Genomic DNA, 20,430 nt, shown 5'->3' with positions numbered 1-20,430 from the left:
ACAGAGTGGACCGTCAGATTAGGTTTGGTTCTGCGCCGTGAGAGCACCAGTTCAGGTCCCTCAATATTGCCACACCCAGCGTAGCTGTAAAAACAAATAGTGGAAATGATAATTATTTCTATTTATCATTATTTATTTGCGAGTGGATAACACTATGAATAACAAGCTGTTGGGTGTGGCCATTATTATTGTTTTGTCGGCAGGTTTAGCTTTTAGTTCTCATGCAAGTGAAACAATAAGCAAAACTTGGGTAAGGACGTTGGTGGATGAAAATAACGAATTCAAAGTAGTATATGATATTGATGATAAAGGAAAAGTTATAAATATCAGATTTCCTGATGGCGTCGTTGATGCTGATACTAAGCAAAAACTTACCCGGGAAATGGAAAACTGGGTATTCGAATCTGGCAGTCCACAGACCGATGTCAGCTCTGTGGTGACTTTAACATCAACCCCAACGTCCGCGCATAGCAGACCTCGCGGCGCTTCAGACGGTCTTTTTGTACTAAGCTGAAGGAGTTTTGGCTGTGTTCAAACTCACCTGACCCTTTGTGATACGATAATTGTTTTAGATTGTCACATGGGGCCAGATTTTGAATTCATACATTTTCCTTGCCGGGGCCATTGTAGCTGAAGTAATAGGTACAACCCTGATGAAGTTCTCTGACGGATTTACACGTCTATGGCCATCTGTAGCAACCATTGTATGCTACTGCACTGCTTTTTATCTTCTCGCTCAGACGCTGTCGACCATTCCAACGGGTATTGCGTACGCAATTTGGTCAGGTGCTGGAATCGTATTAATCAGCCTTTTGGGCTGGTTGGTAAGTGGGCAGAAGCTTGATTTTCCGGCGATCGCAGGCATGTTCCTTATTTGTGCAGGGGTTCTGGTTATTAATATTTTTTCCAAATCTTCCCCGCATTAATTCTATTGAAAGCGTGTCGCATATCTGGCGCTATTAGCAGAGCTTATCCCTGTGCGGTGAAAAAAGCCCGCTTCATATGAAGCGGGCTTGCTGTTTGTATCTCAATCAGAACTGGTAGACTAAACCAACGGCAACGATGTCGTCAGTCGCGATACCATTGCTTTCATAGAAGCTATCGTCTTCATCCAGCAGGTTGATTTTGTAATCAACGTAGGTGGACATGTTTTTGTTGAAGTAGTAAGTCATACCTACATCAACATATTTGACCAGATCTTTATCGGTGTAGCGTGGGGTGCCATTGCTATGGTGATCCCAGCCGCCTAAATCAACGCCTTTAGACTGCAGGAATGCAACGGACGGGCGCAAACCAAAGTCAAACTGGTATTGTGCAACAACTTCGAAGTTTTGCGTTTTGTTAGCAATACCGCCTTCAACTCCATCCCCTTTACCGTATGCGGTCATATTGCGTGTTTCAGCATACATGGCAGCCAGGTACACGTTGTTCGCATCATATTTGGCACCCACGGTCCAGGCATCAGCTGTGTCACCACCAGCATAGCGGTTGGCATGGCTACTGTCGCCACGTCCAGCAGCAACCTGATTATTAGTACGGTCAGAGCTGGAGTATGCCGCACCGAGGCTTAAACCGAAGTCGAAGTCATAGGAGGTAGACATACCGAAACCGTCGCCATTTTCACGAGACAGTCTACGTCCATCACCATTACCAGTACCTTCGCCTGAACCACCATCTTCATTATTGCCCTGGTACTGCAGAGCGAAGTTCAGACCATCAACCTCACCGAAGAAACCTTTATTACGGTAGGTGGCAACGCCGTTGGTACGACCGGTCATATACACGTCGGTCTGGGTGTAGGTATCGCCGCCGAATTCCGGCAGCATATCGGTCCAGGCTTCTACGTCGTAGACAACGCCATAGTTACGACCGTAGTCAAAGGTACCGTTCTGACCAAAACCTAAGCCAGCGAAAGCCAGACGGGTCCATGAATCTGCACCTTCACCTTCTGTGCCGTTGGCCTGGACGTTATATTCCCACTGCCCATAACCAGTCAGCATGTCGTTGATCTGGGTTTCGCCTTTAAAGCCCACACGTACATAGGTCTGATCGCCGTCGCTACCCGCATCGTCAGAGAAATAATGCAGACCATCGACTTTGCCGTACAGATCCAGTTTATTGCCGTTCTTATTATAAATTTCAGCGGCATTCGCTGCGCCTGCAGCTAATAAAGCAGGGAGGAGAAGTGCCAGTACTTTTCTTTTCATTATGTATTCCCTTATGATAATAATTAATATGAATATGTAGTACTATCCGAAAGACTACATTTGGATACTATCTATGAAGTTCATTTTATTTAAAATATAACATGTAACAAATGTATTTAAGATATTTCATAATGTTTCTATGGTGTCTTTTTATAAATTAATGTATATGTGTTTAATAATGTTATTTACATGATAAATTTATTTTTATCAGCGAGTTATGTATTTCTTGTGTTCATTGTTTTTGTGTATTTTATTTTTGGGGGTGATTTGTTGTTTGATTACATATGATTATCTGTTGCTATGGTGATCAGGAAATAATAAATTTCTGTGATTATATAAAATTGAGAGTGATAATATATTTATATAAATTGAAGCGCTGGCAGTGGTCTGCAATGAAAATTGTTGTTAAGGTGGTTTTCTTTCTGCAAAGAGAGACCGCATGGAACGACAAGATTGGCAGTCAAAATTTGAAGCCTGGCTACAGGATAACCATTCCGGGCAGGATGCTGCCCATGATATCTCTCATTTTCGTCGCGTGTGGAAGACCTCGCAAAAGCTAAGCACGGATGCGACCGTAAATTGGCTGGTGGTTCTTACAGCGTGCTACTTCCATGATCTTGTCAGCTTGCCGAAGAATCATCCGGATCGTCATCGCTCGTCGGTATTGGCGGCGCAGGAAACACGCCGCATTCTGAGGCGCGATTTCCCTGATTTTCCGCAACACTGTATACCTGCCGTATGTCATGCCATTGAGGCGCACAGTTTCAGCGCGAAGATAGCACCGGAAACTATTGAAGCTAAAATTGTGCAGGATGCCGACAGGCTTGAGGCGCTGGGAGCTATCGGTTTAGCGCGCGTATTTGCCGTGTCTGGTGCGTTAGGCGTGGCGCTGTTTGACGCGGAAGATCCATTCGCGCGGAAGCGTTGCCTTGACGATAAACAGTACGCGCTCGATCACTTTCAGACCAAATTATTGACGCTGCCGCTGACAATGCAAACTGAACAAGGCCGACATTTAGCGCAGCATAATGCTGACTTTTTACTGACGTATATGGCGAAGCTGAGTGCGGAGTTAAAAGGAGAGTATGCAATGCTGGATCTCGACGCGATTCAACCCTTTAAAGCACGTTAGTCGCCAGTACAGCCGCAACGTCAACCGCGCTATTTTATGTTAATCTGTCGGTTATCCATTTCGGCCGGTTAAATGTATGCAGGATAATTTTTCAGTAGCAGGCTCCATGAACCCAATGACAGATGATAACAAGGCCGCCGCACAGGTAATTTTGGCTAAGTTGCTTGAAATTTATGACGTGAAAACCCTGGTTGCTCATCTGAATGGTGTTGGTGAGAACCGCTGGAGTCCGGCCATCTTTAAGCGAGTAGTGGCGAACGAAACATGGTATCGCCTCAGCGACAATGAGCTTGCTCATCTGAATTCCTTGCTGCCGACGCCACCTGCGCATCATCCGCATTATGCCTTTCGATTTATCGATCTGTTTGCCGGCATCGGCGGAATTCGTCGCGGCTTTGAGGCGATTGGCGGGCAGTGCGTGTTTACCAGCGAATGGAACAAGCATGCGGTGCGCACCTACAAAGCGAATAATTATTGCGATCCGCTCCAGCATCACTTTAATGAAGATATTCGCGATGTCACGCTGAGTCATCATGATGGAGTAAGCGACCAGCAGGCGGCGGAACATATTCGCCAACATATTCCTGAACATGACGTACTGCTGGCAGGATTTCCTTGTCAGCCTTTCTCCCTGGCTGGGGTATCAAAGAAAAATGCGTTAGGGCGGGCCCACGGCTTTGCCTGTGATACACAAGGCACACTCTTTTTTGATGTGGTGCGCATTATCGATGCGCGTCGACCAGCAATATTTGTGCTCGAAAACGTTAAAAATCTGAAAAGTCACGACCAGGGTAAAACATTTCGCATTATTATGCAGACGCTGGATGAGCTGGGTTATGACGTCGCGGATGCGGCGGATAATGGACCTGACGATCCGAAAATAATCGATGGACAACATTTTTTACCTCAGCATCGTGAACGTATTGTGCTCGTCGGATTTCGACGCGATCTGAATCTGAAATCAGACTTCACGCTGCGCAATATTGTCACTCGCTATCCGCCGCGACGTACTACGCTGGCGGAGCTGCTTGAGCCGACCGTCGATGCGAAATATGTGCTGACGCCGGTGTTGTGGAAATATTTATACCGCTATGCGAAAAAGCACCAGGCGCGGGGGAATGGTTTTGGTTATGGCATGGTGTATCCTGGTAATCCCGATAGCGTAACGCGCACATTATCCGCACGCTATTATAAAGACGGCGCCGAGATCCTTGTCGATCGCGGCTGGGATATGGCGCTGGGGGAAAAGGATTTTGACGATCCATTGAACCAGCAGCACCGTCCGCGCCGGCTTACACCACGGGAGTGCGCGCGCCTGATGGGGTTTGAATCACCGCAGGGCTATCAGTTCAGGATCCCGGTGTCGGATACTCAGGCTTATCGCCAGTTTGGTAATTCGGTGGTCGTTCCGGCATTCGCGGCGGTTGCCAGACTGCTGGAGCCGAAAATCAAACAGGCGGTTGCTATTCGCGAAAAAGAGAACCTGCATGGCAGACGTTCACGATAAAGCAACGCGCAGTAAAAATATGCGGGCGATCGCCACCCGTGATACCGCCATTGAAAAACGCCTTGCCAGCGTACTGACAGAGCAGGGCGTAACGTTTCGCGTGCAGGATGCGACATTACCTGGTCGCCCCGATTTTGTAGTGGATGATTACCGTTGTGTGATCTTTACCCATGGCTGTTTCTGGCATCATCACAACTGCTACTTGTTTAAAGTCCCTGCCACGCGAACGGAATTCTGGCTGGAAAAAATAGGGAAAAATGTCCAGCGTGACGCGCGGGATTGTGAAAAATTGCAGACTCTGGGCTGGCGTGTACTGATTGTCTGGGAGTGCGCCCTGCGCGGGCGCGAAAAACTCGGCGATGAGGCGTTATCTGAACGTGTCATCGAGTGGATCTGCGGCGGCGGTGCCACCGCGCAGATCGACACTCAGGGTATTCACTTACTGTAGTGTCTTTTCCGACGGGGTAGCAACGGCATCCGCTTTCATAGGGAATAAGTATTTACCGAGGGTGACCAATACCACCGCAAATACGATCACGCCGAGCGCCAGCCATTCGATGAGCGCCAGACTTTCTCCTCCCAGACCGGTACCTAGCAGTACGGCGACAACCGGATTAACGTAGGCATAGCTGGTGGCTAACGCCGGACTGACGTTGCGAATCAGATACATATACGCGTTAATGGCAATAATAGAGCCAAACAGGGCCAGGTACGCCACCGCCATAAAGCCTGAAAATGTCGGCATAGTGGTCAGTTTTTCCCCGGAGAGCAACGAGGCGCACATCAGCACAACCCCGGCGGCTAACATTTCAATGGCCCCAGCCATCATGCCAACGGGTAACGTTATGCGTGAACCGTACACCGAGCCAAACGCCCAACTTATCGAACCGATCAGGATTAATACAGCACCCCAAGGATTACCGCTTAAATTACCGCCGCTATTCAGCATGATGATTCCTGCCAGCCCAATGGCGATTCCCACCCATTCCAGTTTGCGCGTTTTGATACCAAAAAAGTGGCTAAAGCACAGCGTAAACAGCGGAACGGTAGCAACCACCACCGCGGCGATACCGGAAGGCACATTTTGATGTTCTGCGACGGTGACCAGCCCATTACCCACAGCCAGCAGCAGGACGCCAATTAACGCGGCGTTCAGGAGCTGGCGCAGAGGCGGCAGCTTATGCCCGCGAATCAGTAAGAATGCGGTTAACAAAATGCCCGCAGAGAGAAAACGCACGCCAGCCATCATCAACGGCGGCCAGCTTTCCACGCCAATGCGAATAACGAAGTAGGTGGAACCCCAAATGATATACAGCGCGAAGAGCGCACTGAAAAGCGGTAGCAATTGCCTGAAACGCATAATCCCTCACGGTGGAAATAAAAAGGTGCAACATAGTAAACGTCAAAACTATCGTGCTGGCGAGATTTATAATTGCATGCCATTGTTAAATATTTGTTGACCAGAAAGGCCAGTTTCCGCATGGCGTGTTTTACTTCATACTTAATACGGCAAAAAAATAATATTGAGGGTTAACATTTTGGCAGGAAGTAGCTTACTGACCTTACTCGATGATATCGCTACCTTACTCGACGATATCTCGGTCATGGGAAAACTGGCCGCGAAAAAAACCGCGGGTGTCTTGGGAGATGACTTATCGCTCAATGCTCAACAGGTGTCGGGCGTGCGGGCGAACCGCGAACTCCCGGTGGTCTGGAGCGTGGCTAAAGGGTCGTTTGTTAACAAAGTTATTCTTGTACCGCTGGCGCTATTGATTAGCGCCTTTATACCCTGGGCGATCACCCCCTTATTAATGGTAGGCGGGGCATTTCTCTGTTTTGAAGGGGTGGAAAAAGTGCTTCACACCCTGGAAGCTCGTAAACACAAAGAGACCCCGGAAGAGCGCCAGCAGCGTCTGGCATCTCTGGCGGCGCAGGACCCACTGACCTTCGAGAAAGATAAAATCAAAGGTGCGATACGTACCGATTTCATTTTATCCGCTGAGATTGTCGCCATCACCCTCGGTATTGTGGCGGATGCGCCGTTGTTGAATCAGGTGCTGGTGTTATCAGGTATCGCCTTAGTGGTGACCGTGGGCGTGTATGGCCTGGTAGGGATTATCGTTAAGCTGGATGATATCGGCTACTGGCTGGCAGAAAAGCGCAGCCTGCTTGCCCAATCGCTGGGGAAAGGACTACTGGTTGTTGCCCCCTGGCTGATGAAAACACTTTCAGTGGTGGGCACGTTGGCGATGTTTTTAGTAGGGGGTGGGATTGTTGTACATGGAATATCACCGCTGCATCATGCGATAGAACATTTTGCCCAGCAGCAAAGCGCATTGATTGGGCTTATGCTTCCGACCCTGCTTAATCTGGTGCTCGGCTTTATCATTGGTGGAATAGTCGTTCTGCTGGTGAAAACCGTTGCCAGACTGCGCGGAGTTTCGCACTAATTGTCGCCGGATTAATTACGCAAAAAGCCTTTTTGTCGTCTAAGGTGTAAAGGTTTCTCTTGATACAGGAGGCAGGTATGGTCTTTTCTGTCAGTGAGGAAGTCACTTCGAAAGAGGGTGGCCCACGCATGATCGTTACCGGGTATGCCAGCGGAATGGTGGAGTGTCGCTGGTACGACGGCTTTGGCGTTAAACGGGAAGCATTCCGTGAAGATGAACTGGTGCCCGGCGAGCAAAGATCGCTCTGCCAGGACACCTGATATTGGGCCTGGCCGTAACCCGGCTAACTCTCAACCATTAGTTATATTTATCATTTTGGTGAGAATTATTTTCTTGTCAGGCAAAAAAATTGCAGATAAGGTTTGTTTTACATCAGATTTCCTGGTGTAACGAATTTTCAAGTGCTTCTTGCATAAGCAAGCTTGATCCCGGCCCGATGAGGGCCGGGATTTTTTTCACCCTCAGTCAGCGATTGATTTCCGACACGCTAAAATCATGGATATCAAGCTCGAACGCATCGGCCAGTTCATGCCATGTATGGTAATCACGCCCGTCGATGCTGACGCGTTCAGGATCGTCCTGACTGCGATGAATTTCACTCTCGCAGATTTCGTTGATTGCCTTCAGCAGCGCGTCTACATCGACGCTGACTTCACGTTTGGCCGTATCGCTGTACTCTTTCGCGGTTTTCATCCTCATACCTCTCAACCGTTAAGGATACCGGGGGAGCGCATCAAAACCTCAGATGCGCACTACTTAAGTATAGACCGTCGAGAAAACCCGCAATCGCATGCGCCGGACGCTGCCACAAAAAGGAATTTGTTCTACACTGGCACAAAGCCACAGGAGGAAAACGATGAAGGTGAATGATCGGGTCACAGTCAAAACGGACGGCGGTCCACGTCGGCCGGGCGTGGTACTGGCAATCGAAGAGTTTAGTGAAGGCACCATGTACCTGGTTTCGCTGGAAGACTACCCGCTCGGTATCTGGTTCTTTAATGAATCAGGTCATCAGGACGGTATCTTTGTGGAAAAAATAGAGTGAGGTAAGTTCTTCTGCATGATTCTGACTGGTGGTTCCGCCACCAGTCAGAACGTTTTAGCGCATATTCACAAAGATACCATTGGTGACGTTATCCGTGAGTCGAACCACGTGATAGATAACTTGCTTATTATGCGTCTTAATCTTTCGTTTTATATTTCCCTTATGGGATGAGACGGTCTTGGCCTTGATATTCATTTGATCTGATATCTGTATTGTTCCCTGTCCCTCCATCCACATGCGTAGCATGCTGGATTCGGTACGGCTTAATGATAATGTCGGCAGATTAACATCGATAGCAATATTGACTTCCTTTTTCAGAATATCGCCAAGAAGTTCGTCCAGTGAATCAGGCTTAATTGATTTAGAACTGATCAATAAATTTTTTCTGACTAAAAGATACTCATCAAAATGCACATTGGCAATCGCCATAAATACAATAAATAATGTACTGGGATGCTGATTAATGATTTGCTTGATTTGCTGACTGTCAGCAGGATCGTGGATAAAACAGTCCTCATTAATAAACACCACAGCGGGTTGCAGAGAAACACAGGCGAGACTGAGTTCACCAACGCTGGAAATATTGTTGATTTCCCTTTTTTTCACCCCCCGACTGACCAGATATCCGGTCAACCCTAGCCGGGTGTAACTGCATAAATCCATAATAATCGTTGACATGGCATACCCTCACTCAATGCGTAACGATAATTCCCCTTACCTGATTATTGCATCACAACTAAACGGAATAATAACGACCCAAGATGACGCTTTCGCTGTTTTCAGGCGAATTTACTATCCCGTAAAGTTGCGTATAATTTGCCAGGAAACATCTTAAAGTAAAGTAAATGTTGCGTTATGTGAGTGAGGCAAAAACAAATAAACCGCGACAGCGATATCCTGGTGGATGTTGTCGGTTTTTAAATTTAGGACAATCCTTAGTAAAACAGGATAAAAATTAAGGGTTATTATTTTCCGGGCATTTCGCTGACGATATCGGCCAACAAATTAAAAATTTCGCTGAACAAGCGCTCGCAGAATGGCGCAATTAATGGCATCAGCGCCGCCATTAATGAAATACCCACGGTCAGGGTGAGAGGAAAGCCAATGACAAAAATCGACAGCTGTGGCGCCATGCGATTTAACAAGCCAAGCGCAAGGTTCAGCGTCAGCAGCAGCGTCATAACCGGTAGGGCCAGCATCAGCCCGTTGAGGAAAATCAGGCTTCCCGCCCGCGCCAGTGCGAGAAATGCATTACTGTTAACCGGATTGCCGCCAATGGGCAAAGTATGAAACGTATCCACCAACAGCGAAATCAGCCACAGATGGCCATTAAAGGTGAGGAATAACAGCATGGCGAGCATGTCGATCAGTCGTGCCAGGACTGGCATATTCAGGCGGCTACCGGGGTCAAAGAATGTCGCAAAGGAAAGCCCCATTTGCAGGCCAATCAGTTCCCCGGCGGTACGAACGGCGGCAAACGCAAACTGCATGGTGAAGCCTAAGGCGATACCGATCAGAATTTGTTGCATGGCCTGCCACAACGCGCCGATGGAAAAGATGGGGACGTCTGCTGGGGGAATAGATGGGGCGATAACAATGGTTATCATCAATCCCAGCCCCAGCTTTACCCGCTTGGGGATGGCGCGTTCGCTGAGAATGGGCGCTGTGGAGATGAGCGCCAGGATGCGCAGCAACGGCCAGAAGTAAAGATTCAGCCACTGCATCCACTCAACGCTGCTCACCTGCAACATAACGTTGTCTACCCGATGATATACGGTAAATTGCTGAACAGCGTACGCACGTAGTCGAGCAACAGGTTAAGCATCCACGGGCCGGCAACAATGATGGCAATAAAAACCGCAACAATTTTGGGAATGAAGGACAGCGTCATTTCGTTAATCTGGGTCGCCGCCTGCAAAATGCTGATGATAAGACCTGTGACGAGGGCCACCAACAGCAAAGGCGCGGCAAGGGCCAGAGCGACTTTCATCGCTTCTGTCCCCATCATCATGACCGATTCAGGTGTCATTTCGCGCCTCTAACTGTAAAAGCTTTGTGCCAGCGAGCCGACAAGCAACTGCCAACCGTCCACCAACACAAACAGCATCAGCTTAAACGGTAACGCGATCGTGGCGGGCGGCACCATCATCATCCCGAGCGCCATCAGCACGCTGGCGATGACCAGATCGATAATCAGAAAGGGGATAAAAATGGTAAACCCTATCTGGAATGCGGTTTTCAGCTCACTGGTGACATAAGCCGGAAGCAAAATTCGCATCGGTACGGCTTCTGGTCCCTGTAAGGGACCGCTGTTTGCCAGACGGGCAAACAGCGCCAGATCGGCTTCACGGGTTTGGCGCAGCATAAACTCGCGTAACGGTTGGGCGCCTTTCTCCATGGCTTCCTGCATGGAGATCTTCTCTTCGCTGAACGGCTGATAGGCGTCAACGTAGATTTTATCGATCACTGGCGACATGATGAAAAAGGTTAAAAATAGCGCCAGCCCCAGCAGTACCTGATTAGGGGGCGCAGACGGCGTTCCCAATGCATTTCGCAACAAACCGAAAACGATGATGATGCGGGTGAAGCTGGTCATCATCAATAAAATGGCAGGCAGGAAGGTCAGCGAGGTGATAAACACCAGCGTCTGTACAGGCAATGACCAGCTTTGTCCGCCGCCTGGCAGCGGTTGACTCACCAGGCCCGGGAGCTGGGCGAGGGCTACTGGACTGAAAAGCCATAAGCCTGCCAGCGTGATGGAAAACAAACGGCGCATCAGGATCTCCCGGGACGCTTGAGCAAACTTTTCATCATGGCCTGGAAATCCGCAGGGGAGGCCGGTTTTTCTTCTGCATCGGCAGGTGCCGGGGGCAGGGTGTGCAATAGGTTAATTTGCGAGGCCGTGACGCCCAGCACCAGGCGCGCATCTTCCACCTCAACAACCACCACGCGCTCACGTGGGCCCAGTGAGGTACTTGCCGCAACCTTCAGCCCTCGTGTACCGGTGCTTTTGGGGGCAAAGCCCAGCCGTTTAATGACCCAGGCTGCCGCCAGGATCAACACAATGATCCCAAGCAGCGCGCCGCTTACCTGTACCAGCGGTGAGCCGGGGACGGCGGCTGGCTGAGAAACTGTCGCCTGGGTGTTCATGATCAACGGCTCAGACGGCGCATGCGTTCTGATGGGGTGATAATGTCGGTGATACGCACGCCGTATTTATCCGCGACCACCACCACTTCACCCTGGGCGATCAGATAACCGTTGATCAGGATATCCAGCGGTTCGCCCGCCAGACCATCCAGCGCGACAACGGAACCTTGCGTCAGACGCAGCAGCTCTTTGATGGTCATGCGCGTACGGCCCAGTTCAACGGTCAGTTTGACCGGAATGTCCATGATCAGGTCGATGTCCTGCAAAGCGCCGCTAACGTCGCCGCCGCCTAACTGCTGGAATACCGCATCGGCCGCGCTTTTGGTGGTCGTGGTTTTTTGCTCGTTTAACGCGTCAGCCCACAGATCGTCCAATGCGCCAGTGTTCTCATCGGACGGATTATTCATATCACTCATTTGGGCTGTTCCTCATTCAGCGAATTCAAAATCGGGTTTATCAGATGTTCTACGCGTAACGCATACTGACCGTTCACGGTGCCATACTGGCTGGTCAGTACAGGCACGCCGTCCACATGAGCAATAATGCGGTCGGGTTTTTCAATCGGCAGTACATCGCCGGGTTTCAGCTTTAAAATCTGGGACAGCCGCAGCGGAATGTCGGCAAAGTTTGCCACCAGCTCCAGCTCAGAATGCTGAACCTGACGCACCAGATTATTGCGCCAGTTCTGATCTTCATTACGTGAGTTTTCCAGCGGTGGATTCACCAGCAGCTCGCGCAATGGTTCAATCATGCTGAATGGCAGACAGATGTTAAATTCACCGGTCAGATTGCCAATTTCAACGTGGAACGGGGTGTTCACCACGATGTCGTTAGGCGAGGTGGTGATATTGGTAAATTTCACCTGCATCTCGGAACGAACGTATTCCACTTCCAGCGGATTGATGGCCTTCCACGCGTCGCTGTAGCTTTCCAGCGCCAGCTTCAGCATGCGGTTGATAACGCGCTGTTCAGTATGCGTAAATTCGCGACCTTCCACTTTCGTCGGAAAGCGTCCATCGCCGCCGAACAGGTTATCAACGGCGATAAATACCAGACTTGGTGAGAACACCACCAGACCCGTACCGCGCAGCGGCTTGAGGTGGATTAAGTTCAGGTTGGTCGGCACCGGTAAGTTACGCGCAAATTCGTGATACGGCTGGATACGAATCGCCCCCACGGTAATATCCGGGCTACGGCGCAACAGGTTAAATAATCCCATACGGAACTGGCGCGCGAAGCGTTCGTTAATGATCTCCAGCGCCTGTAAACGCTCACGCACCACGCGGCGTTGGGTGTTGGGATCATAAGGTCGAATATCGCTCTCTTTTGCGATACCGGTAATGGGTTCGTCTTTGGTTTCGCTATCGCCATTCAGCAATGCGTCGATTTCAGCCTGAGAAAGAATACTGTCGCCCATGTCTTTACCGCAGAATAAAAGCTGTATAAAGAACGTCGGTGACAACCTGTTTTGGCTGCCCGACAACGAGCGGAGTCGCGAGCGTCTCTTTGATGGCGGTAATCAGCTGTTGTTTACCTTCCTCGGTGGCGAGCGTAGCCGCATTTTGACGAGAAAACAGCAGCAGCAAGCGGCTGCGTACTTCCGGCAAATATTCATTCAGACGCGCACGTGTCGCTTCGTCTTTCATGCGCAACGTGATACCGATATACAGCACACGGTCCGCATCACCCAGATTGACGGTAAAGGTATCCAGCGCAAAGAACACCGGCGCAGGCGGTGGAGCCGGTTCCGCTTTGACGCTGGCGGACGGCTGCTGCTGCATGCGCCAGTAGCTATACCCCGCAGTTGCGCAGGCGGCGAGGGTAATTAATACCAGCAGAGGGATCCAAATAGCGCGTTTACTTTTTTTGTTAATCGCGGAGTCAGTCATCAGATACGGGCTTCCTGTTTCGGTACAGCTTATGGGCTGATTATCCCGTGTCCTGTCCACGACAAAGCGTGGAAAAGACGCGGATAATCATGCTACCTCTGGCGTTAGGCGAAGATGTCTACTGCTCCATCACCGCGGGCAGCGGCTTGCAGCGAGGCTGGCGTTGCCAGGATGGCGTCATCTTCAGCGGCAAAAATATCTTGTCCCTGAGCGCGACCAGCCTGTTGTTGCTGTCCGGAAGACTGCTGCTGTCCGGCAAAGCTCTCACTGCTAATGTTGCTTTGTCCCAACTGGATCCCACTGTCAGCCAACTGCGTACGCAGCATCGGTAACGCGGCTTCCAGCGCGGCGCGCACGTGACTGTGTGGTGATACCATTTGCAACTGTGCGAGGTTGTCATCCAGCTTAATGGAAATGTGCACCTGACCCAGATCCTGCGGATGCAGGCGCAGCTCTGCGCTCTGCTGGCCCTGACGCGTGAATAGTGTGACGTGCTGACTCAGTGATTGCTGCCATTCCTGACTACCCAACGGAGCGCTTAGCACCGGCGCGGCGGTAGGTAACGGCTGAGCATGTGTCTGTGGGCCACTTAACGGAGCCGCCGTCACGCCAATGCTGGTCGGCGAAGGGGCGCTATCAATTTCCGCTCTGGTCGCCGCCGCTACCGTCAGTGGGGTTAGCGTCGGATTGTTTGTCTGATCCAGGCTGCCGCCAGGTGAGGCAATATCCGCTTTGCTTTTTTTGGCGTCACCGGGCAGCAGTTCGCCTGCGTTATCGGTGATAGCGCCATGTGCCGTGCCTCGTGACAACGCCGAAAGCGAGGCATCAACGGGGGCAGGGGTGTTGTCGACGGCAGGTGTCGCCAACGGTTGTCCCGGTAGCATGGCGAACAGCGCGCTCAGGTTGGCGAGATCGTCATCGCTGAGCGTGGTGTTTTTTTCATCCTGCTGAACAGTTTTGCCCAGCGTCGTCAGGGCATTCACTTTCAGCGACGGCGTCAGCGCTGACAACAGTTGCTGAGCATCAGTCATGTCGGCAAGAGAAGCATCGGTTTGCATCTCTTTTTGCGCCAGCAGATCGGTTAACTTGACCCCCTGGGTGACATCGCCATTTTTTTGCAGCAACCCTTTTTGCAGTTTACTGCCCGCCGCCTGTAAATCGGCAAGCGTCAATGGCGCGCCTTTACCCTGCGCGTCGTCCGCACCTAATGCGCCAGCCAGCAGCGCTAAAAAATCCTCGGGTGAATCTACCGCTTTGCCTGACTGAAGACCTGCGGCTACGTCGGTGTCGGTGGTAATCAGTTGGGGTAAAGTAATCATTCGGGTTTCCTCATAGCTGCACGCTGAGCAAATTCATCCATTTTTTTCTGATCCAGACGGTTTTCGGCCAGTAACGCCGCCGAGGTTTGTCTGTCCTGCAGAGTCTGCCACGCCTGCAACCGTTGTTTTTTATCGCGCCAACTGTTCAGCGCCTGGTCCACTTTCTGTGTCCATTGATTGAGCTGCTGGCGATGTTGCTCAATCGCTTTTTCCAGGGTCTGAATAAACTGCTGATAGTTAATCCAGCGATTACTGGTAATACCCTGACCCATATCGTTATTCAGATTGTTACGGTACTCATGCTGATAATCGATCAGCATTTTCAACTGTTCTTCCGCCTGCTGACAGCCACGACGCATCTCTCCCAATAAGACAGCAGCGTCATCTACCTCTTTTTCAGCCAGGTCTTTCAGCGTTGCTAATGCACCATGTTGTGCCATGACCTATGCTCTCCTGCTCAATCACACACCAGGGAAAATCAGTTCTAAAGCGTGCAGGGAATCTTCCCAGTCAGCCCGTTCATAGATGCCTTGCTGTAAAAATGCTTCCAGTTGTGGCCATAAGGCGATGGCTTTATCCAACATCGGATCGCTGCCTTTGGCATACGCCCCGACGCTGACCAGATCGCGGTTACGCTGGAAGCTGGATAGCAACTGTTTAAAATTACGCACCCGCGCATAGTGCTGTTCACTAATGAGCGCGGTCATGGCGCGGCTGATCGAGGCTTCTATATCGATGGCCGGGTAATGACCTGCCTCGGCCAGATGGCGGGACAGCACAATGTGACCGTCCAGAATCGCGCGTGCGGAGTCGGCAATCGGGTCCTGTTGATCGTCACCCTCGGTCAGGACGGTGTAAAACGCGGTAACTGACCCGCCGCCGTGAATACCGTTCCCGGCACGTTCCACCAGCGCCGGTAATTTGGCGAATACTGACGGCGGATAACCTTTGGTTGCTGGCGGCTCGCCGATCGCCAGCGCGATCTCACGTTGCGCCATCGCATAGCGGGTGAGGGAATCCATAATCAGCAATACGTGCTGTCCACGATCGCGGAAATCTTCGGCGATGCGCGTGGCGTAGGCCGCGCCCTGCATACGCAACAGCGGCGAAACGTCCGCCGGAGCGGCAATCACCACCGAGCGTGCGCGACCGTCAGCGCCGAGAATATTTTCAATAAAATCTTTAACTTCGCGGCCACGTTCGCCAATCAGCCCGACGACGATGACATCGGCCTGGGTATAACGCGCCATCATGCCAAGCAGGACGCTTTTACCGACGCCCGAACCTGCGAAAAGTCCCATACGCTGACCGCGCCCGACGGTTAACAACGCGTTAATGGGGCGCACGCCGGTATCCAGCACATGTTCAATAGGTGTGCGCTGCAGCGGGTTAAACGGCGGCGTCATCAGCGCCCCGGTTTCGGTGGTGTCCGGCGCGGGCAGACCGTCGAGCGGTTTGCCGCTGCCGTCGAGCACCCGGCCCAGCAGAGCAGGACCCAGCGGTAATTGTTTCCCGCTTTGCAGACCTTCTCCGGCAATATTCTTCGCGTACACGCGCGCGCCGGGCAGAACGCCTTCGACCTCTTCGAGCGGCATCAGAAACAGTCGCTGACCGTTAAAGCCCACGACTTCACTTTCAACTTCCTGGGTTTCGTTGCCATCCTGCCGTTCAATGACGCAGGTGGCGCCCAGCGGTAGCTGTAATCCGGTGGCTTCCAGCACCAGCCCGGTGGCGCGGGTCAGACGCCCGTAACGACGCACCGCAGGCAGCAGCGACATTTTCTCTTCGAAGTTGTCCAGCGTATTGAGCCAGCGAGTCAGACGAGTGGTCATTACACGACTCCTGGCGCGGCCAGACGGCAGAGCTCTTGCCAGCGCGTGGCGACGCTGGCATCCAGATCGCCTTCGTCGGCAGAGACTTTACAGCCGCCGTGATGCAACGTGGGATCGCCGCGCAGCCGCCAGCCGTGCAGACTGAGGGTGGCACCGAGCATCTCTTCCACCCGCTGGAGATCGTCCGGATGTACGCGCAACTGCGGTTTACCGCTAAACAGCGGTTCCTGCTGCAACAGCTGTTGGATTTGTTTAATCAGCGCGGCGTTATCCACGACAGGCGTCTGACCTATCACCTGACGCGCCGCCTCCAGCGCCATTTGCATCAGGCGCGAGGCAATCACGCTGTCCAGAGCGTCCAGCGTATTCTGAAATTCGCTCACCAATTGCTGCATACGGGCAGTGATTGGCGCATGCTGCGCGCGCGCCTGGTTTTGGCCTTGCTCCAGGCCCTGATTCAGCCCGTCCTGATAGCCTTGTTCGTGGCCCTTTTGTCGACCTTCCGCCAGACCAGCGTTATAACCTTGCTCGTGGGCCTGCATTTGCAACTGCGCGAGCTGCTGCTCAAGCTGTTGCTCTGCTGAGAGTTCCGGCTCGTCGGTCTCTTCTGACAACGGTGTTTCACTGTGGTCGGCCAGGACGAACTCCGCCACCGGTGGGGCGAGATCGTCCGGGGTCCAGACTTTCCACGGCAGTTCGTTAGACATAAGTATCCTCGCCGCTGCCGATCACCATCTCGCCGGTTTCCGCCAGACGACGCACAATAAGCAGAATCGCTTTCTGTTCGTTTTCCACTTGCGACAAACGTACCGGACCGCGGTTGGCAAGGTCGTCGCGCAGAATATCGGCAGCACGTTGCGACATATTGCGCAGGAACTTCTCGCGTAGCGGCTGTTCGGCGCCTTTCAGGGCAATCAGCAGCGATTCGGAATCCACTTCCTGCAGCAGGCGCTGGATACTGCGATCGTCGACGTCCACCAGGTTTTCGAACAGGAACATCTCGTCGATAATTTTCTGCGCCAGTTCGCCGTCGAATTCGCGCACGGCGGTAATAACGGCTTCTTCCTGCTGGGTTTTCATCAGGTTGATGATTTCCGCTGCCGTTCTCACGCCGCCCATTTTGCTGCGCTTGAGGTTCTGGCCGTCGAGCAGACCATTCAATACTTCGGTCAATTCCGCCAGCGCGGCAGGCTGTACGCCGCCGAAAGTGGCGATACGCAGCATGACGTCGTGACGTAAACGTTCGTCGAACAGCGCCAGAATATCGGCCGCCTGGCCCCGTTTGAGGTGCACCAGAATGGTAGCGATAATCTGTGGATGCTCGTCGCGGATAAGGTCGGCGGCGCTTTGCGGCTCCATAAAGTTGAGCGTTTCAATGCCGCTGGTGGTATCGCGGGTTTCCAGAATATCTTCCAGCAGGCTGGACGCGCGTTCTTCACCCAGCGCTTTCACCAGCACCGAGCGCAGATATTCGTTGGCGTTAATGTTGAGCGCGGCAAATTGTTCGGCTTCATGTTCAAACTCCGCCAGCACTTCCGTCAACTGTTTATTGGAGATCTGGCGTACGTTGGCCATCGCCGTACTGAGCGCCTGAACTTCGCGCGTGGAAAGGTGCTTAAACACCTCCGCCGCGCGATCTTCGCCAATGGTCATCAGCAGGATGACGCTTTTATCGGTACCGGTAAGGGCATTACTCATGATCGTTACTCATCCACTGACGAATGACCAGCGCCACGACGCGCGGATCGTTATCTGACATTTCACGAATACGCTGGCTCATGACTTCTGCGCCCAGACGCTGATTCGTGCGACGTTGCTGGGTCTGTTCGTCTTTGCTGAGGCGAACTTCTACCGCTTCTTCGGTTTCCTGACGGATACGTGTTTGTTCTTGCGCGGCTTTCGCTTCTTCGCTGCGACGGAGCAACTGCGGGCGAACGGCTTTCCGCCACAGGAGCCAGGCGACCAGCAGAACCAACAACCAACGACTTGCGGACATTAACTGATCAATAAAGAACGGCTGTTTCCAGAACGGAAGCTCACCCATGGAATCGTCGGTCGCTGTGAACGGAGAGTTCACCACGTTCAGGGTGTCGCCACGTTTGTCGGAGAACCCCATCGCTTCGCGGGTCAGATCCTCAATCTGTTTCATCTGTTCGGCAGTTAACGGCAGCGGTTTGCCATCCGGTAACGTTTTATAGTTGACCACGACGGCCACCGAGAGACGCTGCACATCGCCAACGTTCATTTTGGTGTGGCGAATGGTACGGTCGACTTCATAGTTACTGGTTTCATTGCGCTGCGTACTGCGCGGACCTGCATTGTTACTGTTATTCGTTGTCTGCGTGGTTTGCGCATTTTGCTGATTAGCCGGTGGGTTGGCGATTGGCGCGGTATTAGCCGGGGCTGGCTGATTAGACAATGCGCCCGGGACGCCGCCAGGCGCTCCGCTACCAATTTGCTCACTGACGTTTAACTGGCGTGAGCGCAGCACGGCCTGGGACTCATCGCCGTTTGGACGGTATTGCTCTTCGGTTTGCTCTTTGTTGGCAAAATCCAGCTGTGCGGTGACCTGCGCGTGTACGTTGCCGTTGCCGACAATCGGCGACAGGATCGATTCGATCCGGCGTTGCACGCGGGCCTCGACATCGCTGGCGTATTTCAGTTGCGCATCGTTGAGATCGCGGCTGCTGGTGTTCGACTGGGTTAACAGATGACCCGCCTGGTCGACCAGCGTTACGTTGCCCGGCGGTAAGCCTGCAACAGCGCTGGAGACCAAATGCGTGACCGCGCTGATTTGACCTTCATCCAGCGCACGCCCCGGTTCCAGATTAACAGTGACGGAGGCCGAAGGTGCTTTTTGCTCACGTACAAACAGCGATGGTTTAGGCATCGCCAGATGCACGCGGGCGCGTTTTACCGGGCCCAGGGTTTCAATGGTACGGGCTAACTCACCTTCCAGCGCGCGCTGGTAGTTAACCTGCTCGCTAAACTGGCTGATACCAAACTTTTCCTGATCCAGCAGTTCAAAGCCAACGGCGCCACCTTTCGGCAGGCCTTGCTGCGCCAGACGCAAGCGCAGCTCGTGGACTTTATCGGCAGGAACTTCAATAGCGCCGCTTCCCTCAGTAAAACGATAGGGAACGTTCATCTGCGTCAGTTGGGTGACAATCGCGCCGCCATCCTGATCGGAAAGATTGCTGAACAAGGTGCGGTAGTCGGGCGCTTTGGCCCACAGAACCATCGCCACAACGATAGCGACGGCAGCGGCTCCTGCCACAATCAGAGGAATTCTGGGATTCGCGCGCAGGCGGTTTAACCACTCGAGAGGTTTAAGCTGGGTTGCAGTCGATGCTGTCGCACTCATCTCGCACCTCGTGGCTTATCGTGGACGGCGTTTTTTGCAAAGTGGAACAAGACTCACTCCCGGGTCAGCAAACTCGAAAAATTGACGGTCTCATTATTTGCGGTTTCGAATTTTTCTATGGGTTAAAAACCGTGGTTTTTTATCGTTATTTAACGCCTTTATCTTATTGACTAACTGGTAATCTCAGCTATGTGAAAATTCATCCAGGGGATCAGAATGTCGGCAATACAGGGGATTGAAGCGGTCATCAGCCAGTTACAAACCACGGCGATGTCAGCAAAAATGCAGGATATGCAGCCACAACCGACCGTGAGTTTTGCCGGTCAGCTACATGCGGCGTTAGACAGAATCAGCGATGTGCAGACCGCGTCCCGTGTCCAGGCTGAGAAATTTACCCTCGGTGAACCGGGTATTGCGCTGAATGATGTGATGACCGATATGCAAAAAGCGTCGGTGTCGATGCAGATGGGGATTCAGGTTCGTAATAAACTGGTATCGGCGTATCAGGAAGTGATGTCGATGCAGGTGTAGGTAG

General features: G+C 52.0%; 26 protein-coding genes. 9 read left to right on the top strand and 17 right to left on the bottom strand.

What is annotated here, in order from left to right:
• Positions 1–154 precede the first annotated feature (154 nt).
• Complete coding sequence (locus JSN25_RS18790; RefSeq protein ID WP_087856011.1) at positions 155–514, top strand: hypothetical protein; 360 nt, start codon at positions 155–157, stop codon at positions 512–514.
• A 79-nt stretch (positions 515–593) separates the two neighbouring features.
• The gene (locus JSN25_RS18785) at positions 594–926 is read left to right on the top strand and encodes an EmrE family multidrug efflux SMR transporter (RefSeq protein WP_003839058.1); all 333 of its coding nucleotides are present in this window, start codon (positions 594–596) and stop codon (positions 924–926) included.
• Positions 927–1,031: 105 nt separating this feature from the next.
• Here the strand turns inward: JSN25_RS18785 and ompC are convergent, their stop codons facing one another.
• Complete coding sequence (ompC, locus tag JSN25_RS18780) at positions 1,032–2,207, bottom strand: porin OmpC (RefSeq protein WP_085047996.1); 1,176 nt, start codon at positions 2,205–2,207, stop codon at positions 1,032–1,034.
• Between the two features lie 439 nt (positions 2,208–2,646).
• Between ompC and JSN25_RS18775 the strand changes: the two genes are divergently transcribed.
• The 3 genes from JSN25_RS18775 to JSN25_RS18765 all read left to right on the top strand — a co-directional run bounded on the left by JSN25_RS18775 (position 2,647) and on the right by JSN25_RS18765 (position 5,294).
• Positions 2,647–3,339 (top strand): phosphohydrolase, encoded by a 693-nt coding sequence (locus JSN25_RS18775; protein WP_087856012.1) that lies wholly within the window; start codon positions 2,647–2,649, stop codon positions 3,337–3,339.
• A 76-nt stretch (positions 3,340–3,415) separates the two neighbouring features.
• The gene (locus tag JSN25_RS18770) at positions 3,416–4,846 is read left to right on the top strand and encodes a DNA cytosine methyltransferase (protein ID WP_085047998.1); all 1,431 of its coding nucleotides are present in this window, start codon (positions 3,416–3,418) and stop codon (positions 4,844–4,846) included.
• Complete coding sequence (locus JSN25_RS18765; RefSeq protein ID WP_038641598.1) at positions 4,827–5,294, top strand: very short patch repair endonuclease; 468 nt, start codon at positions 4,827–4,829, stop codon at positions 5,292–5,294. The genes JSN25_RS18770 and JSN25_RS18765 overlap by 20 nt, the downstream gene beginning before the upstream one ends.
• Here JSN25_RS18765 and yedA read toward each other — a convergent pair.
• Positions 5,286–6,206 carry a drug/metabolite exporter YedA gene (gene yedA / locus JSN25_RS18760; RefSeq protein ID WP_087856013.1) on the bottom strand — a complete coding sequence of 307 codons (921 nt, stop codon included), beginning with the start codon at positions 6,204–6,206 and terminating at the stop codon, positions 5,286–5,288. The genes JSN25_RS18765 and yedA overlap by 9 nt on opposite strands.
• Positions 6,207–6,381: 175 nt before the next feature.
• On the opposite strand from yedA, the gene JSN25_RS18755 reads away from it, so the two are divergent.
• Both JSN25_RS18755 and JSN25_RS18750 read left to right on the top strand, forming a co-directional pair.
• Complete coding sequence (locus tag JSN25_RS18755) at positions 6,382–7,296, top strand: DUF808 domain-containing protein (protein WP_170973669.1); 915 nt, start codon at positions 6,382–6,384, stop codon at positions 7,294–7,296.
• Between the two features lie 77 nt (positions 7,297–7,373).
• Positions 7,374–7,556 (top strand): YodC family protein, encoded by a 183-nt coding sequence (locus JSN25_RS18750; RefSeq protein WP_038641592.1) that lies wholly within the window; start codon positions 7,374–7,376, stop codon positions 7,554–7,556.
• 205 nt (positions 7,557–7,761) lie between these two features.
• Here JSN25_RS18750 and yodD read toward each other — a convergent pair whose 3' ends face one another.
• Positions 7,762–7,989, bottom strand: coding sequence for a YodD family peroxide/acid resistance protein (yodD, locus tag JSN25_RS18745; RefSeq protein ID WP_032939599.1), 228 nt, complete (start codon positions 7,987–7,989; stop codon positions 7,762–7,764).
• 163 nt (positions 7,990–8,152) lie between these two features.
• On the opposite strand from yodD, the gene dsrB reads away from it, so the two are divergent.
• On the top strand, positions 8,153–8,341 hold the full coding sequence (gene dsrB, locus JSN25_RS18740; RefSeq protein WP_038641589.1) for a protein DsrB: 189 nt from the start codon (positions 8,153–8,155) through the stop codon (positions 8,339–8,341).
• 54 nt (positions 8,342–8,395) lie between these two features.
• Here dsrB and rcsA read toward each other — a convergent pair whose 3' ends face one another.
• The 14 genes from rcsA to fliF all read right to left on the bottom strand — a co-directional run bounded on the left by rcsA (position 8,396) and on the right by fliF (position 19,895).
• The gene (rcsA, locus tag JSN25_RS18735) at positions 8,396–9,019 is read right to left on the bottom strand and encodes a transcriptional regulator RcsA (RefSeq protein ID WP_038641587.1); all 624 of its coding nucleotides are present in this window, start codon (positions 9,017–9,019) and stop codon (positions 8,396–8,398) included.
• 287 nt (positions 9,020–9,306) lie between these two features.
• Positions 9,307–10,092: a flagellar biosynthetic protein FliR gene (fliR, locus tag JSN25_RS18730; protein WP_038641586.1), complete on the bottom strand. Its 786-nt coding sequence runs from the start codon at positions 10,090–10,092 to the stop codon at positions 9,307–9,309.
• An 8-nt stretch (positions 10,093–10,100) separates the two neighbouring features.
• Complete coding sequence (fliQ, locus tag JSN25_RS18725; RefSeq protein WP_032939600.1) at positions 10,101–10,370, bottom strand: flagellar biosynthesis protein FliQ; 270 nt, start codon at positions 10,368–10,370, stop codon at positions 10,101–10,103.
• 9 nt (positions 10,371–10,379) lie between these two features.
• Positions 10,380–11,117: a flagellar type III secretion system pore protein FliP gene (fliP, locus tag JSN25_RS18720; protein WP_038641584.1), complete on the bottom strand. Its 738-nt coding sequence runs from the start codon at positions 11,115–11,117 to the stop codon at positions 10,380–10,382.
• Entirely contained in the window at positions 11,117–11,494 is a 378-nt protein-coding gene (fliO, locus tag JSN25_RS18715; protein WP_087856017.1) for a flagellar biosynthetic protein FliO, read from the bottom strand. The genes fliP and fliO overlap by 1 nt, the downstream gene beginning before the upstream one ends.
• Positions 11,494–11,907, bottom strand: coding sequence for a flagellar motor switch protein FliN (gene fliN, locus JSN25_RS18710; protein WP_005127761.1), 414 nt, complete (start codon positions 11,905–11,907; stop codon positions 11,494–11,496). The genes fliO and fliN overlap by 1 nt, the downstream gene beginning before the upstream one ends.
• Positions 11,904–12,908 (bottom strand): flagellar motor switch protein FliM, encoded by a 1,005-nt coding sequence (gene fliM, locus JSN25_RS18705; protein ID WP_038641580.1) that lies wholly within the window; start codon positions 12,906–12,908, stop codon positions 11,904–11,906. Before fliM ends, fliN begins: the two co-directional genes overlap by 4 nt.
• Before the next feature lie 4 nt (positions 12,909–12,912).
• The gene (gene fliL, locus JSN25_RS18700; RefSeq protein ID WP_038641578.1) at positions 12,913–13,380 is read right to left on the bottom strand and encodes a flagellar basal body-associated protein FliL; all 468 of its coding nucleotides are present in this window, start codon (positions 13,378–13,380) and stop codon (positions 12,913–12,915) included.
• A gap of 104 nt (positions 13,381–13,484) precedes the next feature.
• The gene (gene fliK, locus JSN25_RS18695) at positions 13,485–14,699 is read right to left on the bottom strand and encodes a flagellar hook length control protein FliK (RefSeq protein ID WP_204525237.1); all 1,215 of its coding nucleotides are present in this window, start codon (positions 14,697–14,699) and stop codon (positions 13,485–13,487) included.
• Entirely contained in the window at positions 14,696–15,139 is a 444-nt protein-coding gene (gene fliJ / locus JSN25_RS18690; RefSeq protein ID WP_003030438.1) for a flagellar export protein FliJ, read from the bottom strand. The genes fliK and fliJ overlap by 4 nt, the downstream gene beginning before the upstream one ends.
• 21 nt (positions 15,140–15,160) lie before the next feature.
• Positions 15,161–16,531 carry a flagellar protein export ATPase FliI gene (gene fliI, locus JSN25_RS18685; RefSeq protein ID WP_038641572.1) on the bottom strand — a complete coding sequence of 457 codons (1,371 nt, stop codon included), beginning with the start codon at positions 16,529–16,531 and terminating at the stop codon, positions 15,161–15,163.
• A complete protein-coding gene (fliH, locus tag JSN25_RS18680; RefSeq protein WP_137347782.1) occupies positions 16,531–17,238 on the bottom strand; it encodes a flagellar assembly protein FliH in 708 nt (235 codons plus the stop codon). The genes fliI and fliH overlap by 1 nt, the downstream gene beginning before the upstream one ends.
• Entirely contained in the window at positions 17,231–18,229 is a 999-nt protein-coding gene (gene fliG / locus JSN25_RS18675) for a flagellar motor switch protein FliG (RefSeq protein ID WP_204525236.1), read from the bottom strand. The genes fliH and fliG overlap by 8 nt, the downstream gene beginning before the upstream one ends.
• Entirely contained in the window at positions 18,222–19,895 is a 1,674-nt protein-coding gene (gene fliF, locus JSN25_RS18670) for a flagellar basal-body MS-ring/collar protein FliF (protein ID WP_204525235.1), read from the bottom strand. Before fliF ends, fliG begins: the two co-directional genes overlap by 8 nt.
• 216 nt (positions 19,896–20,111) lie before the next feature.
• Here fliF and fliE point away from each other — a divergent pair, with 216 nt between their 5' ends.
• Complete coding sequence (gene fliE / locus JSN25_RS18665) at positions 20,112–20,426, top strand: flagellar hook-basal body complex protein FliE (protein WP_204525234.1); 315 nt, start codon at positions 20,112–20,114, stop codon at positions 20,424–20,426.
• Positions 20,427–20,430 lie beyond the last annotated feature (4 nt).

It is taken from the genome of Citrobacter cronae (genome assembly GCF_016893685.1).
GTDB lineage: Bacteria > Pseudomonadota > Gammaproteobacteria > Enterobacterales > Enterobacteriaceae > Citrobacter > Citrobacter werkmanii.
Note: the sequence above shows the minus strand (reverse complement) of the source record. Positions and strands in the feature narration are given on the sequence as shown.

Bases quoted from the DNA above. Each gene is read 5' to 3' on its own strand.
- fliI (WP_038641572.1), bottom strand. From the start codon at position 16,531: ATGACCACTCGTCTGACTCGCTGGCTCAATACGCTGGACAACTTCGAA.
- fliK (WP_204525237.1), bottom strand. From the start codon at position 14,699: ATGATTACTTTACCCCAACTGATTACCACCGACACCGACGTAGCCGCA.
- fliQ (WP_032939600.1), bottom strand. From the start codon at position 10,370: ATGACACCTGAATCGGTCATGATGATGGGGACAGAAGCGATGAAAGTC.
- fliR (WP_038641586.1), bottom strand. From the start codon at position 10,092: ATGTTGCAGGTGAGCAGCGTTGAGTGGATGCAGTGGCTGAATCTTTAC.
- ompC (WP_085047996.1), bottom strand. From the start codon at position 2,207: ATGAAAAGAAAAGTACTGGCACTTCTCCTCCCTGCTTTATTAGCTGCA.
- dsrB (WP_038641589.1), top strand. From the start codon at position 8,153: ATGAAGGTGAATGATCGGGTCACAGTCAAAACGGACGGCGGTCCACGT.
- fliN (WP_005127761.1), bottom strand. From the start codon at position 11,907: ATGAGTGATATGAATAATCCGTCCGATGAGAACACTGGCGCATTGGAC.
- yodD (WP_032939599.1), bottom strand. From the start codon at position 7,989: ATGAAAACCGCGAAAGAGTACAGCGATACGGCCAAACGTGAAGTCAGC.
- rcsA (WP_038641587.1), bottom strand. From the start codon at position 9,019: ATGTCAACGATTATTATGGATTTATGCAGTTACACCCGGCTAGGGTTG.
- fliE (WP_204525234.1), top strand. From the start codon at position 20,112: ATGTCGGCAATACAGGGGATTGAAGCGGTCATCAGCCAGTTACAAACC.
- fliM (WP_038641580.1), bottom strand. From the start codon at position 12,908: ATGGGCGACAGTATTCTTTCTCAGGCTGAAATCGACGCATTGCTGAAT.
- yedA (WP_087856013.1), bottom strand. From the start codon at position 6,206: ATGCGTTTCAGGCAATTGCTACCGCTTTTCAGTGCGCTCTTCGCGCTG.
- fliL (WP_038641578.1), bottom strand. From the start codon at position 13,380: ATGACTGACTCCGCGATTAACAAAAAAAGTAAACGCGCTATTTGGATC.
- JSN25_RS18765 (WP_038641598.1), top strand. From the start codon at position 4,827: ATGGCAGACGTTCACGATAAAGCAACGCGCAGTAAAAATATGCGGGCG.
- JSN25_RS18790 (WP_087856011.1), top strand. From the start codon at position 155: ATGAATAACAAGCTGTTGGGTGTGGCCATTATTATTGTTTTGTCGGCA.
- fliJ (WP_003030438.1), bottom strand. From the start codon at position 15,139: ATGGCACAACATGGTGCATTAGCAACGCTGAAAGACCTGGCTGAAAAA.
- fliP (WP_038641584.1), bottom strand. From the start codon at position 11,117: ATGCGCCGTTTGTTTTCCATCACGCTGGCAGGCTTATGGCTTTTCAGT.
- fliG (WP_204525236.1), bottom strand. From the start codon at position 18,229: ATGAGTAATGCCCTTACCGGTACCGATAAAAGCGTCATCCTGCTGATG.
- JSN25_RS18770 (WP_085047998.1), top strand. From the start codon at position 3,416: ATGCAGGATAATTTTTCAGTAGCAGGCTCCATGAACCCAATGACAGAT.
- fliH (WP_137347782.1), bottom strand. From the start codon at position 17,238: ATGTCTAACGAACTGCCGTGGAAAGTCTGGACCCCGGACGATCTCGCC.
- JSN25_RS18750 (WP_038641592.1), top strand. From the start codon at position 7,374: ATGGTCTTTTCTGTCAGTGAGGAAGTCACTTCGAAAGAGGGTGGCCCA.
- JSN25_RS18775 (WP_087856012.1), top strand. From the start codon at position 2,647: ATGGAACGACAAGATTGGCAGTCAAAATTTGAAGCCTGGCTACAGGAT.
- fliF (WP_204525235.1), bottom strand. From the start codon at position 19,895: ATGAGTGCGACAGCATCGACTGCAACCCAGCTTAAACCTCTCGAGTGG.